Annotated in this window: 1 rRNA gene; it reads left to right on the forward strand. The window is 57.5% G+C overall.

Annotation, left to right across the window (positions count from 1 at the left end):
- Positions 1-1,078: ribosomal RNA gene (locus GFD32_RS13185) — 23S ribosomal RNA — on the forward strand; the annotation flags it as partial.
- Between the last annotated feature and the right edge of the window lie 55 nt (positions 1,079-1,133).

The raw sequence follows: 1,133 nt of genomic DNA on the forward strand, positions 1-1,133 counted from the left end.
TGACGCCTGCCCGGTGCCGGAAGGTTAAGTGATGGCGTTAGCTCCGGCGAAGCGCTTGATCGAAGCCCCGGTAAACGGCGGCCGTAACTATAACGGTCCTAAGGTAGCGAAATTCCTTGTCGGGTAAGTTCCGACCTGCACGAATGGCGTAATGATGGCCACGCTGTCTCCACCCGAGACTCAGTGAAATTGAAATCGCCGTGAAGATGCGGTGTACCCGCGGCTAGACGGAAAGACCCCGTGAACCTTTACTATAGCTTCACACTGGACGCTGATGTTGCTTGTGTAGGATAGCTGGGAGGCTTGGAACCCCGGACGCCAGTTCGGGGGGAGCCGACCTTGAAATACCAGCCTGGCATCATTGGCGTTCTAACTTGGCACCGTGATCCGGTGTGAGGACAGTGTGTGGTGGGTAGTTTGACTGGGGCGGTCTCCTCCCAAAGCGTAACGGAGGAGCACGAAGGTACCCTCAGCACGGTCGGACATCGTGCAATGAGTGCAAGAGCATAAGGGTGCTTGACTGCGAGACAGACACGTCGAGCAGGTGCGAAAGCAGGTTCTAGTGATCCGGTGGTTCTGTATGGAAGGGCCATCGCTCAACGGATAAAAGGTACTCCGGGGATAACAGGCTGATACCGCCCAAGAGTTCACATCGACGGCGGTGTTTGGCACCTCGATGTCGGCTCATCACATCCTGGGGCTGAAGTCGGTCCCAAGGGTATGGCTGTTCGCCATTTAAAGTGGTACGCGAGCTGGGTTTAGAACGTCGTGAGACAGTTCGGTCCCTATCTGCCGTGGGCGTTGGATGTTTGAGAAGGGCTGCTCCTAGTACGAGAGGACCGGAGTGGACGCACCTCTGGTGTTCCGGTTGTCACGCCAGTGGCATTGCCGGGTAGCTATGTGCGGACGGGATAACCGCTGAAGGCATCTAAGCGGGAAGCCCCCTTCAAGATGAGACATCCCCGAGGCCTCGAGCCTCCTGAAGGGCCCAGCAAGACCAGCTGGTTGATAGGCCGGGTGTGGACGCGCTGCAAGGCGTTGAGCTAACCGGTACTAATGGCCCGTGAGGCTTGACCATATAACCCCAAGGGGTCTGCGCATGACGCGCACGATTGACGGATACGACGAGACGT

Source organism: Halomonas faecis (assembly GCF_010993975.1).
Taxonomy (GTDB): domain Bacteria; phylum Pseudomonadota; class Gammaproteobacteria; order Pseudomonadales; family Halomonadaceae; genus Halomonas; species Halomonas faecis.